The sequence below is a fragment of the Flavobacterium sp. KY-23415 genome (assembly GCF_055384985.1).
In genome coordinates, this window is the sequence record NZ_AP044001.1 from 3,895,771 (window position 1) to 3,909,937 (window position 14,167).

The 14,167-nt window shown below is 33.2% G+C and carries 15 protein-coding genes; 11 read left to right on the forward strand and 4 right to left on the reverse strand.

Translation table 11 applies throughout. The features are described from left to right. Positions 1 to 4 precede the first annotated feature (4 nt). The 4 genes from ACZ49Z_RS17080 to ACZ49Z_RS17095 all read right to left on the reverse strand — a co-directional run bounded on the left by ACZ49Z_RS17080 (position 5) and on the right by ACZ49Z_RS17095 (position 6,275). On the reverse strand, positions 5 to 448 hold the full coding sequence (locus tag ACZ49Z_RS17080) for a hypothetical protein (protein WP_464305511.1): 444 nt from the start codon (positions 446 to 448) through the stop codon (positions 5 to 7). A 423-nt stretch (positions 449 to 871) separates the two neighbouring features. Further along, the gene (locus tag ACZ49Z_RS17085; protein WP_464305512.1) at positions 872 to 3,070 is read right to left on the reverse strand and encodes a LodA/GoxA family CTQ-dependent oxidase; all 2,199 of its coding nucleotides are present in this window, start codon (positions 3,068 to 3,070) and stop codon (positions 872 to 874) included. A 16-nt stretch (positions 3,071 to 3,086) separates the two neighbouring features. Further along, positions 3,087 to 5,354 (reverse strand): tyrosinase family protein, encoded by a 2,268-nt coding sequence (locus tag ACZ49Z_RS17090; protein WP_464305513.1) that lies wholly within the window; start codon positions 5,352 to 5,354, stop codon positions 3,087 to 3,089. A gap of 147 nt (positions 5,355 to 5,501) precedes the next feature. Next, positions 5,502 to 6,275: a DUF3667 domain-containing protein gene (locus ACZ49Z_RS17095; RefSeq protein WP_464305514.1), complete on the reverse strand. Its 774-nt coding sequence runs from the start codon at positions 6,273 to 6,275 to the stop codon at positions 5,502 to 5,504. A gap of 88 nt (positions 6,276 to 6,363) precedes the next feature. On the opposite strand from ACZ49Z_RS17095, the gene dnaX reads away from it, so the two are divergent. The 11 genes from dnaX (at position 6,364) to yiaA (ending at position 14,165) form a co-directional block, all read left to right on the forward strand. Continuing rightward, a complete protein-coding gene (gene dnaX, locus ACZ49Z_RS17100; RefSeq protein WP_464305515.1) occupies positions 6,364 to 7,449 on the forward strand; it encodes a DNA polymerase III subunit gamma/tau in 1,086 nt (361 codons plus the stop codon). Between the two features lie 140 nt (positions 7,450 to 7,589). Further along, the gene (locus tag ACZ49Z_RS17105) at positions 7,590 to 8,099 is read left to right on the forward strand and encodes a DNA polymerase III subunit gamma/tau (protein WP_464305516.1); all 510 of its coding nucleotides are present in this window, start codon (positions 7,590 to 7,592) and stop codon (positions 8,097 to 8,099) included. 99 nt (positions 8,100 to 8,198) lie between these two features. Continuing rightward, positions 8,199 to 8,768: a hypothetical protein gene (locus ACZ49Z_RS17110; protein WP_464305517.1), complete on the forward strand. Its 570-nt coding sequence runs from the start codon at positions 8,199 to 8,201 to the stop codon at positions 8,766 to 8,768. 26 nt (positions 8,769 to 8,794) lie between these two features. After that, a complete protein-coding gene (locus ACZ49Z_RS17115) occupies positions 8,795 to 9,631 on the forward strand; it encodes a tetratricopeptide repeat protein (RefSeq protein ID WP_464305518.1) in 837 nt (278 codons plus the stop codon). Positions 9,632 to 9,635: 4 nt separating this feature from the next. Beyond that, positions 9,636 to 10,148 (forward strand): alpha-ketoglutarate-dependent dioxygenase AlkB, encoded by a 513-nt coding sequence (locus ACZ49Z_RS17120; protein WP_464305519.1) that lies wholly within the window; start codon positions 9,636 to 9,638, stop codon positions 10,146 to 10,148. Then, complete coding sequence (locus ACZ49Z_RS17125) at positions 10,145 to 10,726, forward strand: hypothetical protein (protein WP_464305520.1); 582 nt, start codon at positions 10,145 to 10,147, stop codon at positions 10,724 to 10,726. Before ACZ49Z_RS17120 ends, ACZ49Z_RS17125 begins: the two co-directional genes overlap by 4 nt. Next, on the forward strand, positions 10,723 to 11,295 hold the full coding sequence (locus ACZ49Z_RS17130; RefSeq protein ID WP_464305521.1) for an NIF family HAD-type phosphatase: 573 nt from the start codon (positions 10,723 to 10,725) through the stop codon (positions 11,293 to 11,295). Before ACZ49Z_RS17125 ends, ACZ49Z_RS17130 begins: the two co-directional genes overlap by 4 nt. A gap of 7 nt (positions 11,296 to 11,302) precedes the next feature. Continuing rightward, positions 11,303 to 12,424: a toxin-antitoxin system YwqK family antitoxin gene (locus ACZ49Z_RS17135; protein ID WP_464305522.1), complete on the forward strand. Its 1,122-nt coding sequence runs from the start codon at positions 11,303 to 11,305 to the stop codon at positions 12,422 to 12,424. Positions 12,425 to 12,531: 107 nt separating this feature from the next. Then, a complete protein-coding gene (locus ACZ49Z_RS17140; RefSeq protein ID WP_464305523.1) occupies positions 12,532 to 12,936 on the forward strand; it encodes a hypothetical protein in 405 nt (134 codons plus the stop codon). 307 nt (positions 12,937 to 13,243) lie between these two features. Next, positions 13,244 to 13,552, forward strand: a complete 309-nt coding sequence (locus tag ACZ49Z_RS17145; RefSeq protein WP_464305524.1) for a hypothetical protein — start codon at positions 13,244 to 13,246, stop codon at positions 13,550 to 13,552. 193 nt (positions 13,553 to 13,745) lie between these two features. After that, positions 13,746 to 14,165, forward strand: a complete 420-nt coding sequence (yiaA, locus tag ACZ49Z_RS17150; RefSeq protein WP_464305525.1) for an inner membrane protein YiaA — start codon at positions 13,746 to 13,748, stop codon at positions 14,163 to 14,165. Positions 14,166 to 14,167 lie beyond the last annotated feature (2 nt).

Sequence of the window (14,167 nt, forward strand, 5' to 3'; positions counted from 1 at the left end):
TTTTTTAGTCTTGGTCTTGTTTTACGGCAATCCATTGTGCCACTACTCCTGCTGGTGCGGTAGCTTCTCCATTGGCACCTGTTGGGTGTGGAATGACTCTCACTATAGTGCCAACAAGGGCTGGTCTTTGGTTGACTCCGTTGCCCCAATTGGGTACATAATAGCCCACATAATTATAGATCCACTCGGCTCCACCAACGATTCCTTTTCCTTGAAATTGTAGTGTAAATGGGTTGCCATAACCTATTGATCCGCTTAGTTTTAGTTCCCAACCTGGTCCATAGATTAATCCGTCCATTGCTTGCATGGGTGCGTCGTTAATTTTTATGTTGCCTCTTCCAAACTCTAGAGAGTCAAAATCTGCTGAAAGATCGGGATTGCTTAAAAAGCTTCTGTAGGTCCAGGTGCCTGTTAAAATTTCGGGTACTCCGCTGTTTGTTGTGCTCATTATTTGTTTGTTTTTATGTTACTGTTTTTTAATCTGATTTCTTTTTTTTTGTTTAAAATTCTTTTTGTCTTTTATAGCCCCGATAGTAGCGGCATCCTTTCATTGCGAAGTTGCTGTTGTTCTAACCCAAATTAAGCATTTGAATTCTATTACGAAAAATAGCTGCTTTATATTTGCTTCAGTACTCCCTTTTACGTCCTCAATGTAGCTAATGCTACATTTGTGGGTTAAAACTTCCGTGCTTCGCAACTATTTTGCATCTATTGCTCTCATAACAAAGTCCAATGCTTAATTTGGGTTTAATTTTGCTTTGTTCTTCGCAATGAAAGATAGCGCGAATAGCGGGACTGTTTGCCTACCGAAGGACTGTTTTTGTGCTCCTAAATAGTTTACTATTGTATGCCCTTAATGTTGCCTAAAGTCTTACTTCTTTTTTGAACGTGTTGTGTTTTGATCTAGTATTCTATTACCAGGTTGCACAGGTGCTCCTAGGGCATCGTTGTTTCTTTCTATTTGATAGAATTGTCGGTCATTGTTTTCTCCACTGGCAATTAGAAAGCCTAAATCTTTCCATGCTTGTACCATTTGCAAATCGCCCGCATTATTATCGGGTATTCCAGAAGCCCAATAGACTTGGGATCCATTCAATGTTTCGTTCACAACGATTGGTCGGTGGGCAGGCCACCAAGGGATATTGTAGGCTATTTGCTGTTGCACTGGGTCTCCTGTGGAATCGGGATAGATGTTGTTCCAATTTTCATAGGTAACATCTATATTTTGATCTGTGCATTCATGGAAATCGGCTTGCCAAGGTATTCCTATATATTTGGTTAAATCGCCTGGTTCTAGTCCTTTTTGAAGGTCTGGTGCATTGCTTCCATCTAATACTGCAATGGGTTGTGGGATACTCAAGTTTCCTGGAACGTAACTGGCATGTTTTATTCTGTAGGGTGCGCTATAAATGGCTGGATTTTTCATTATCCAAGTCATTTCGGCTCCTGGACAAAAGGCTCCGCCTACGGCATTGCCCAGTACTCCTCTATCTATTGCTATTCCTGTTTTTGGTGGCTGTGCCCATGGATTGGCACAATTGGTATTGCTTTCGCCCCATTCTTCGCATTCGTTAACAAACTTGCCTGCAGCCCATTGTTTCAAGAAAAACAATTGGGTTGGTCGCATGGCTAGAAACTTATCTGGCGATGTGTTGGTTAGTGGATTGTTGCCACAAAGCATGGGCATTAATCGGGGTTTGTTTGATGATTTATTGTTGCCTTCTACCATGTAGTCATTGGTTTGACTCGTTTTTCTCATGATGCCCATGACTCTTTGTCTTAGCACAAAATTTGGATCTTCTCCGTTTTTTGGTGGTTGAGAAAGCGCTTCTTTGTCTAGGTTTCCTCCTGTTCCTCTATTGTGTGGATCGCCACCATCGCTAGGGTCAAAGACCATGGAAAAAGTGGTTTGCTCGTAGGGTCTTCTGAACATGGGCCAAATGTCTCTATAGAATTTTGGGTAATAGTCTGGATTGAAGCGTGCTGCATTTTTCCAGATTTCGAATTCTTCTGGTGTTTTTGGACTATTATTAGCCAAATCATATGGTGGAACTCCAAAGATTTGAGGATTATAGGCAAAGTTGCGAACAAAAATATCATACATGGTTTCGTCCATTGTTATCATGTCTTCCATTTGGGGTGCATATCGAGGATACCCTACTACTACCCAAGCTGGAATTTGAACATCCATGGTGGCTTTTGTTTTTGTTTTAATTTCTTTATCGCCGTCGTAGGTAATATTGATGAATGTATATTCTATTTTTGCCGTTACAGGACCGTCCGAAATGTCGTCGAACCATCCGTCATTATTGACAAAATTGGTAATGACAGGGGTTTTGGTTGAACCCGAATTTCCGTTACCTCCTAAGACCAATAATCGAATGTTTTTGTTTTGTTCATTCACCATTAAGCTCCCTAAGGTTTCTATACTATTGGGTTGAATATCTGCTGGTGGGAAAGTCTGCGGATAGGCCACTTTTTTGTTTTTGCTATTGTCGTTTTTCTTGCTCTCTGATCCAAATTTTGCAAAGGCTCCTTGATTGTTTTTAAGGTTCACCGTTACTGGCCCTGGATCTATGATTAATTGCCTTCTTAAATCGGGTTGGTTCACTTCTGGATTGCGCAAAGGATGATGGGGTGCATAACCGTGTTGCCCATTGGTTTCTTGAAATTCATACCAAGAGGCTTTTTTGTTTGCTAGGTGCACTGTCCAATCGATATCGGTCACGGTTCCTTCTACTATGCGAGGTGCTGAAACTGCGGTTTGATAGATGAAGTTGTACTTGCCTCCTACTACTATTTCTTTTCCGTTTTCGTCTTTATCATCATCGTAGGCAAAAACTCTAAAGCGTGCAGCTTGTTTTTTAATCTTTGATAGATCGTTGTCTTCTTTAAAATTTGAAACTCTAACGGGATTACCGTTTTTATCTGTTATTTCTTTTCCTGAGGCATCGCAGGCTATTGGCAAAACTCCTGGTTGTTCTGGTGCAATGTAGAATTGGTCGGAATTACCTAGTCTTGCAATTCCGATGCTTGGGTGTATTTTGAATGTTGTATAGGATGTACTCATTTGTTTGTGTTTTTATTTAGTCCATAAAGTTTAGTGAAACACCTTCTATATAAAGGGCATTTTCGGCTGGTTTGCCATCGTTCCCGATTATTACTAATTGAATGGTGATGTTTTTGTCTCCTTGGTTGAGTACTCTTTGCACTGCTGCTGTAGCATCTATTTTATAGTTTCTAGGCTCATGATGATGCAGTGGTCTTCTATCAAAAGTACGCGTGTTATCTAAAGGTAGATTACAATGCCCTGGTCCGCCATAGCAACTGCCACTAAAGGTGGAGAACTGTTCTACAAAATTGTCATTGTTGGCAAGTGGTGTTTCTATAGATGCGTTGGGGGTGTTTAAAAACACACGTATGGTTGCGTTTTGAAGGTTGCCTACTTGCACGCGATGCAGCACTATTTCTGCTTTGCGATGGCTGTCTAATGTGGTTTGCGATACTGTGGCTGGGGCTGCATTGAATTTGGTTATGCCTACTTGATTGGATACTTTGTAAAAAACAGAGTCTCTCATATAGGTATAGCCTAGTTTTTTAACACTCATTGCATCTTTTACCGTTAATGTCCAAGGTGCCATAACCGCATCCATTTCTTCTGGTGTTCCACTATGCAATTCTTGCCATTGTGCCCATATTCTATCTACATTGGAATGATGCCCCCAGAATAGCGGATCGAAAGCTGTGGTTCTATTATCGGTCATCCAACCCGAAACTGGGTTGTCTAAGTTTTGAGGATTGGGTGTTAGGTTTAGTTGTTGGTATATTTTTACCCATTCTGGATTATTATCGGGATAGTTGGGGTTGGATCCTCCTGAAAAATTATGCATTCCGTTGTGCACTTTTTCTAGTGAGCCATAATGATGATCATATGCCGATCCTCCTCCAAATTCTTCGAAGCTATTGATGTCTAAGATTAATTTAATATCATCTTTTGTAGGGTATTGAGATATTCCTGTGGTATGATTCATTGCACCAGGCCAACGGTTTGGAAACCACAAAGGGTTTACTTCTTTTAGCACTGTGTATATAGCATTTATTTTTTCTGTCCAAACTGCTATACCATTTTGGTTGGCTATTTCATAGGAAATATTAGCCGCTTTTAGAAAGCGCAGCCCCGAATTATAAATGCTTCCTTTTTTGGTGATATTGGCTAATGCTGTAATTTCTTTTGCTGATAATAGCGGACTACCATTTATAGCTTTCATGTTTTTTAACTTCTCAAAACCTTTAGCATTCAAATAGCAACCGTAGGCATCTGGCAAGACTCCTAAATCGAATTGCGAATTGTTGAATGAGGTTTTGTTTTTATCGGCATAATCTGTCCAAGACCAATAGGGCAATGCTATATTCTTGTTGTAATCTTGCAGTTTTTGTTCGAAGAAATAAAGATACAATCGGTGCCAAGGCAAAAATTGTTCCCATCCGTGCTGACAGGAGTTGGTGTGTATTCTTGCCCAATAATCGAAACTTCTATCGTCTTGCCAATAATCATTGTATTGATTCATACAATTAATGGCTTCTCTAAAAATTGCTAGTTCTTCCTCCGACAAGGAGCTAATTTCCTTTCTAATGGTTAGTCCTTTGACATCGCTTCGATCGGAATTTGTTGCATTGGTAGAGGCTTGATGGAGCATTTCTCCTCTTGCTAATGAAACTACAGCATTTGTGTTTGTTACTGTGACTAAGTGAGAGCTATTGGTTCTTTCTTCTTCTAGGGTTAGTGGGCAATTAGCATCTATCCAATTGGCTATTACTTGTATTTGAGCTGCTGTTGCTTCATAGGCTGCATCCCATAATAGTTTTGGAAAAATATTACCATCGAAAGGAGCTAATCCTTTGAGACCGATTATGATTCCTGACCGATCGCTTCTTTTCTCTGAAGTATAGTCTGGATTTGCACCTCCAGAACCTCCCGATGGCCAACAATCGGCAACGCTTTTACTTGTTGTGAGTGTTGAAGAAGAGGTTATGCTTTGTTTGGTGTCTTGTGGTACTCCTATTTTTTCTTGTGTTCCACAGCATCCTTCCGTTTTCACAGGACTACTACTTTTTGCTTGCGGTGCACTCTTTTCTTGAGAACCACAACAACTTTTTATGCCATCATTGGGTGTTGTCGTCGCATCTTTTGAAGCAATTAATCGTTGACCGTATAAGGAAGCGTTTAAAAAAACATCTGGATTTAACCAAAATGCATGCAAGCCTTGATAGCTTGGAACGGTATTTCCTTGAAGTGTATTTAGTATCGTGATTACTTGCTCATACAAAGACTTTTCTGGTTTTTTACTAGTCATTTTATTTGCTGTTTAGTGTTTGTAATTATTACATCTCCGAAATAACAAATAAATAATGATTGGTTTACAGGTAGAAATACCTGTTTTGAAATGAACAAGTTAAAATTTAATGGTTTAATCCATTCAAATATTGATATAAATAACCTCTTAAATCAAGTTATTTTTCTTCATATAATATCCAACCGCTATGCCTAGTAAACCAATGAAAAGAAAAAATAGGAACAATATCATTAAAAAGGCTAAACTACGGAGAAAAATCTTTTTGAAACTCAATTGGAAAACCTTTTTGAATCCGTAGGCAAAATAGAAAAACTGCAGAAAAAATGAGATGCTTGTTATGAATAAAAGCAACTTGGTATTGAATGCCGAAACTAACAATATGATTGAACTGAAAATAGATGCCTGAGAAAATAGGTAAAGAACGATTACATAATGCTCTGCCCAGTTATAATCTTTACATTTAGAAAAAAGAAGTTTAGAAAACAACACATAGATTGGTATGAAAAGAATCGTCATGATGTTAGAATATTCTAATGTAAACTTATTAATCTTTTGCCTCAATTCTTGAGCCATTTCACTTTGATTTCCACTGGAAAAATTAATTAATTCATTATAATCTATGAGTCCTTTTTGAACTAGATAAAAATAAATTCCTGCTAGCGTAATTGAAAAACCGAAGTATGAAATTGGATTAAAGTATTTTGTTCGCATTCCTCCTATATAACCCTCAATAACCGTTTGAGGCTGCTTGAAGAGTGTGATGAATGTTTGAAACAATTTGTTATCTATATTAAAAAATTTGTCTAAAATTTCTTCAAATATGTTTTTAAAAGTAATTCGCTTTCTAATAACTTTCCCTCCACATTCTGAGCAAAACTTTTGATTATTAGCCAACTCGCTTGAACAATTGATGCAGTGCATTTTCTTTATTTTTTTTTTTCAAATATATATTAAATTTACTTTTGAATAATCACAAATTGTATCTTATATTTGTATTTCAATTACTGCAATGGAACAATTTATAGTATCAGCTCGAAAATACCGTCCGCAAACGTTTAAAGATGTTGTGGGGCAAAAAGCGATTACCAATACTTTATTGAATGCCATTGATAACAATCACCTTGCACAAGCTTTATTATTTACAGGTCCTAGAGGTGTTGGAAAAACAACCTGTGCACGTATCTTGGCTCGAAAAATTAATCAGGAAGGTTATGATGATCCTTTAGAAGATTTCTCTTTTAATGTATTTGAACTCGATGCTGCTTCTAACAATGGTGTAGATGATATTCGAAGTATTATTGACCAAGTGCGAATACCTCCACAAACTGGAAAATATAAGGTATATATTATTGATGAGGTGCACATGCTTTCTCAGGCTGCTTTTAATGCATTCCTTAAAACATTAGAAGAGCCTCCAAAACATGCTATTTTTATTTTAGCAACAACAGAGAAGCACAAAATTATTCCAACGATTCTTTCGCGTTGTCAAATATTTGATTTTAAAAGAATTACTGTAAATGATGCCAAAGAACATTTAGCAGAAATAGCCAAAGAGCAAGGCGTTTCTTTTGAAGATGATGCGTTGCATGTTATTGCTCAAAAAGCAGATGGTGCCATGCGTGATGCTTTGTCTATTTTTGATCGTGTGGTTTCCTATTGTGGGAACAATTTGACCCGTCAGGCTGTAACAGAAAATTTGAATGTTCTAGATTTTGAATACTATATAAAAATAACGGATTTACTTCTTGAAAATAAAATTCCAGATTTATTAATAGCTTACAATGATATTTTAGCCAAAGGTTTTGATGGTCATCATTTTGTTGCTGGTTTGGCGTCTCATTTTAGGGATTTATTGGTGTGCCAAAATCCGGTAACCCTTAGTTTGTTGGAAGCTGGTGAACATGCTCAAAATTTATATTCTGCGCAATCGAAAAAAGCCACGCAGGATTTCTTAATGCGAGGGATTGAATTGGCAAACGACACCGACTTGAAATACAAAAACAGTCAAAATCAACGCCTTTTAGTAGAACTTTGTTTGATGCAATTGGCCTCTATCACTCTTGATGGAGAAAAAAAAAAGCTAAGTCCTTTATAATTCCTGCTACCTATTTTAGAAATGGAAGTTATTCTATTACAGAAGTAAAACAAGCCCCACCTAAAGCAGAAACAAAACCCACAGAAAACAAGGAAACAGCTGTAGGAGAACAACCTAAAACTGTTGCACCACCCGTTGAAGTGAAACCTGAACCTATTATTCCGCATTTAAAAACTGAAATTGGTTCTAAAAATATGATTTCTGCCCTTTCCTTATCGAGCATTAAGGCAAAAAAAGAGCTGGAAGCCAAGCAAATGAGTCATGTGAGACATCATGATAAACTCCCCACAGAAGCATTTAATGAAACCGACATGCGCTTGGTTTGGGATAAATTTGCACAACGTTTGACCAAACAGAACAAACGATTGATGGCAACCTATATGCAAATGAATGACCCTGTTTTGAACGGTACAACCATTACGCTGGAATTGCCCAACGATAGCACGAAAGAAGAGTTTTTATCTGGTTATAATGAACTATTAGGTTATTTGAGAGGCAAACTACACAATCACGATATTACTATTGAAGTGGTTGTGAATGAAATTACAGAGACTCGATATGCCTTTACTCCTATTGAAAAATATGAACGCCTGAAAAACATTAATCCTAACTTGGAATTATTAAAGAAATTGTTTGATTTGGATGTGTAAGAACATTAGCTTCTCTATTTAAAACTATTCACTAAGTTGTAGGCTAGATAAATGCAACTCCCAAAATATATTTATAAAATTTAATTTTTCTCAAAAAAGATGAGCGAAAGTATTTTACTTCAATTATTAAAAAAATCTAAAGAATCAAAAGAATTGATTTCTATTTGGCAATATAACTCAGATAAAGCCTCTTTAGTAGGTTATGTGGTTGATTTCAACGATGAATTTATTATATTTAATCAGTTTACAAAATTCGGAAAACCAGATGGAAGCGTTATTTTAAATCTCTCTAGCGTAAAAACAATCGATTATAACGATGATTACATGAAAGTTATGGAATGCCTAATTCAATATTCTGATGTAATAGACAAACCTACAGAAACCAACATTCCTATTCAATTTATAGATCAATGGCAATTTGAAACCCTTCAGCATCTAATTACTATGAAAGATCAAATTGCAAGTTTTGAAATTAATGGAGGTGATTTCTATACAGGTTTTGTAAAAAAATTATCTAATGAGGATTTTGTGCTTCAATGCATTGGAAAAAATGGTGAAGATCAAGGAAATGCCTTATATAAAATTGAAGATATTACTGAAATTAGGTTGGATGACATGGACGACAAGAGACGTTTATTATTGTATAAATGGAGAAACGCTATTATATAAAATTAACACCAAAGCAATTTAAGAACATGAAAAATATACTGTTACTTTTTGTTTGTATCATTTCTTTTAAAGGTTTTAATCAAGAGTACCTAGATAAAAAAATAGATGAAGGAATTGCATTCTATAAAGATGGAAAGGTTGACAAAGCGTATAGAATTTGGAAGGAAATCGAAAAAAAAGCCGATAAAAATTCTTCTACCTATGGAACAACTATTGGTAATATTCTTTTTTATTATATTGAAAAAAAAGACGAACCAAATTTCTTAATTTATTATGATAAAATTATAAAATCAGGATTGAACGATAGAGATTTAAATCATGAAATTGGGAAACCATTTAAAAATTATCGTTATCATGCTACCATGCATATTGCAAGTTATTACGGTAAAAATAAAGAATTTCAAAAAGCATTAGAATGTATTGAAAAAGCAGATAATGAAATTATATTTGAAACGACTTCTTTAAGCGCTTATATTTATCAAAAAGTAGATTTAGCTTTTTGGAAATATCGTTTATTGAGAGATTTAGGGCAAAATGATAAAGCAATTTCAAAACTTATTGAACGCGCTTTTGAATATGATTATAAGAATATGTATCCCAATTGGGCTACAGTAAGCCCTGGTACAGATGAAGAAGAATTAGCTGAAACAATTTGTAAAAAATTTTCAGATTTAAATATCTTAAAAACCGAGATTGATGCTGCTATTGAAAATGCAAAATTTGATAAATCTAAAAAGATTATCGAATTCAAACTATTCGAAATTGATTATACCATTAATCTATATACAGATATAGAAAATATTGATATTGCCAAAGAATATCTAAAAAAGTCTTATTTTTATGAGTATCTAAAGGCGAAATAAATAAATGAATGGCATAACCTACATAGAAAACTGCATCGAAAACCCTTCCGAATTATTTCATTTTTTGAAGGACAATGTAACTTGGGACGAAAGAATGCTAGCCCGAAAAACGGCTAGTTATGGCAAAGCCTATGATTATTCTCAAATTCATTATCCTTTTCAAGCATTTCCAGAACAATTACACGATGCTATTAGCAAAATCAAAGCACATTTATCTTTTGAACCTAATAATTGCTTGATTAATTACTATTTAAACGGGAAATCGAAAATGGGTTTTCATTCCGATCAAACTGATAATCTTTTTGAAGGTACTGGTGTTGCCATTATTTCCTTAGGTGAAACAAGAATTTTACGCTTTAGAAATATAAAAAATAAGGATATTGTTATTGATTATGCCTTAGAATCGGGTTCTTTGTTCTATATGACCAGCGAAATTCAAAGTGAATGGCAACATGCTATTCCGAAATCGAATACTGAAAATGGTAGAATGAGTTTAACTTTTAGGAAAATGATATGATATTCTTTAATAAAAAAAGATTTGTTAACAATCTATTATTAGCCAGCTTATTGGTTATAAATATATTGATATACAACAAGTTTAACTTTATAGATTATCTAATATTAACTGCAATTATATTTTTTCCATATACTATTTTCCTTATCAATTTTTATTTATTACCAAAAAAAATCAAAGTTGGTTTTGTAACAAATCAACGAATTTTTAATTATTCAATAATTATATTATTATTACAAGTCGCTTTTAAACTTTATCTTTTTGGTTTATTATTTTTAATTATTTCATTTTTATATTTGGTACTTTTATTAAGAAGTATTGATTCGTTAATAAACAATTGGAAAACATATAATTACAAAAGTAAAATATTTAATTCTATCTTATTAATTTATAACCTGCCTATTTTATTTTTTGCTGTATTTTTAAGTTCAAAAGGTATACCTACAGATAATAAAACCGTAACAATAGAAAAAGAAAAAGTTAGATTTATCAACGCTAAGACAGGTAAAGAAATGGATATCGATAGCATTATGAAACCACATGTTGACAGTATAATAAAGGAGCATAAAAATAGCAAATGAAATTAATTATACTCGATATAGACGAAACTTTACTTCACGCAACCGATACATTGATACATGAAGGTTATGATTTCAAGGTATTTAATTATTTCGTGTATAAAAGACCTTTTTTAGACACATTTCTACTAGAATTGAAAAAACATTTTAAAGTCGCAATTTGGTCGTCGGCTTCAGATGATTATGTGCAAGAAATTGTAGGTCAAATTTTTCCGAAAGAGTACCAACTCGAATTTGTTTGGGGTCGTTCTAAATGTACATTACAAATTGACTCTCAAAGTATCGATGATTATGGTTCGTTTGATTATTTTAATCACATGAATTATAGTAAGCTACTTAAAAAAGTAGCAAAAAAAGGTTTTGCAACATTAGAAGAGATATTAATAATTGATGATACACCTCGAAAATGCAAATACAATTATGGAAATGCTATCTACCCTACTACGTTTTTAGCCAATCCGAATGATACCGAATTAGAATTACTTTTACAGTACCTTATTAGTATTAAAGAGGTTGAAAATGTTAGAAAAATTGAGAAACGAAATTGGAGAGAAATAAAAACTCTAAAATAATATCATTATGAAAAATAATATGTGTTTCTTGTTTTTTCTGTTAAGTAATATGACTTTACACGCTCAGGAAATAATTTACAAGCCTATTTTTATTAACCAATGCACTAACGAGGAAGATAAAACTGTTATTTGGGATGTTATAGACTTAAAACAAAAGAAATCTTTAAAAAAAGAACCTTTTGATAATGAAGTGCAATTACCTAGTCTAGGAGTGTTTCAGTTGGTTTATGACTTTTATGAGCCTGAACCAATTAAAATTGAAAAAACTGGAACTACCACAGATACCGTCTTTTTAGAGAAATTAAAATTATCTGTTGCAATAAGTAATCCTCCTTTTTCAGAATATATAGTTTGTAATACGCTTGCAAATGGTCGTGTTACAGATTATTATTCTAATGGAAAAATAAAAGCAATAGGTACTTTTGAAAATGGACAACTTACTGATACTTTAAAAAAATATGACAAAGAAGGTGTACTAACTAAATTACAAATTCCTAACAAAAAAGGTAATCGATTACTTGATTACTATAAAGATGGAAAAATAAAAGTTGATTTAAACTACAGAAAAAAATACAAGAAATTTTATTATGAATCAGGAAAACTAGCAGCATATGAAACTTGGCAAGGCAAATGGAAATTCGTTTCTTACTTTGAAAATGGTACTCTAAAACGTTTAAAACGTCCTAAAAAGCAAGAAACCTATTCTGAAAAGGAAATTTTGGTTGATAAAATAACCCGAAAAGAAATTTTAAAACTAGAAAGACTCTTCTCATTTAACAGAATAGATCGAAATCATCGTTTTTATGAGTATCATTGGATACATCATGATAAAAAAGGGGCGAAAAAATATGAAATAGTCTATTCCGAATCCAACTATTCTGTGTATGATTTTCCAGATAGTATTCAACAAATTAATCAAACATCATTTGATATGGTTACTTTTTATAAAGAAATTATTCCTTATAAAAAAATAGAAGCTATATATTTAAACGAAGAAAATAATTATTCCAAACAACTTATTGTATATCGAAATGAAAATGAAGACTGGATAGAAGAAAAAAGATACTCCATTGATGCTATTTATTCTCTAATTGAAGAATTTACAGCACATTACTATTTTTCGTTTTAACCCTATGTCAAAGTTCAAAACTTTTACATAGGGTACTAAAACAAAGAAATAGGATATTAAAAGGGCATAATTTTTGATTTAATCCCGAAAACAATAAACAAAACAAAATGAAAAAAACATTCCTTTATATTGCCCTAATGTTCATAACATTAACTACTGCTCAAAACACAGATTACATTGGTCACTATGAGAAAAAAATTAAATCCAACGATGGGTTTGTGCTTGAATATGAATTAAATATTAAAGCAGACAGTACTTTTACTTTTCATTCATTCAGAAATATAGGTCAATTGAATAGCGTCGATGAAAACAGCTATGCAAAAGGTACTTGGAAAATCATTAAAAACATCATCCATTTTTATACCGATAAAGAAACCGATCTTGATGAAAAACACCAATTAAACTTCACTAATAGTCGTGGAAGAATGGATCACAAAGACAAAAAACTTTTCCGTTTTTATCATTCAAATATTTTTTGGGTTAATAAATTAACCCTTACTAAAACAGAATAATATGCAAAAGGAGTATCTAAAATTGCTTAATTTTATTTTAGCATTCATAATTTTAATAGTAAATATAAGTATCTATATCCCACAACTTTTTGATATAATAAAATCAGGCGGTGGCCCCATGGGCTTTGGTTATTTATTCTTTTTCCCTTTAATTTTTTTAATTTTATTTACAATTCCATCTGTTATTACTTTAATAAGAATAAAAAAAATATCGCAAAGTCTTTTTATTATTAATATAATTGGTTTTATAGTGCATCTTTTTACTTTTATTCACTATTATTATTTTTTAAACTTTTACAAACATTAAATGCAGAGTTATAAAATCGCATACTGGCTGTCTCTAATTGGTGGTGTTTTCATACTATTGTTAGGGTATATTATGGACTATTATGAAAGCAGTTCAAGTAGTATCACTTTTTCAAGATCGAATTATGGAGAAGGCACTCTTACTCCTTATGGAGCAAAGATGATAGGATTAATTATATTATTTATTTGTTTTTTATACTTTTTAAGTAATAAAGATTTAGTTAAAACTAAAGCACAACTTGATGAAAAAAAATATAAATATATTTATATTAAAAAAAAGACTAAACGAAAAAAGAAAATGAGAAAATAATAGATTTTTATTCCCGTATTTTTCAATAAAATAAGTGCTAAAAACATCTCTTTTCTTAAAATTGAGTTAACAAATTTTTAAATTCAATAAAAAATAACTTACATTTATCTTCATTAAAAATTGAACTGGGTAGCATTGCTTGTAAAACTGAAAGTTCTATACTCGGGATTATAAAAAATTAAAATTTACATTTATGAATCAAAAACCATCAAATGCATTCGTTGCAGCCTCATGGATTGCTCTTGGAGCAGGCATGGTGGGCTATTTAATTGGACTATTTAGAGCCGAAATGTTATTGAACGAAAAAGGATATTACTTCACAATCCTAATGTTTGGTCTTTTTGCTGTAGTATCGCTGCAAAAAAGTGTTAGAGACAAACTAGAGGATATTCCTGTAACCGATTTATACTATGGCATTTGTTGGTTTGCTACTATTTTGTCTATTGCATTATTAGTTGTTGGTCTTTGGAATGCTACGCTTTTACCAAGTGAAAAAGGCTTCTATGCTTTTTCTTTCCTTCTAGCCATTTTTGGAGCTATTACAGTTCAAAAAAACACAAGAGACAGCCAAATCATTGTAACCAAAAAAGAAAAGAAGGAAGAAGAACATTAAAA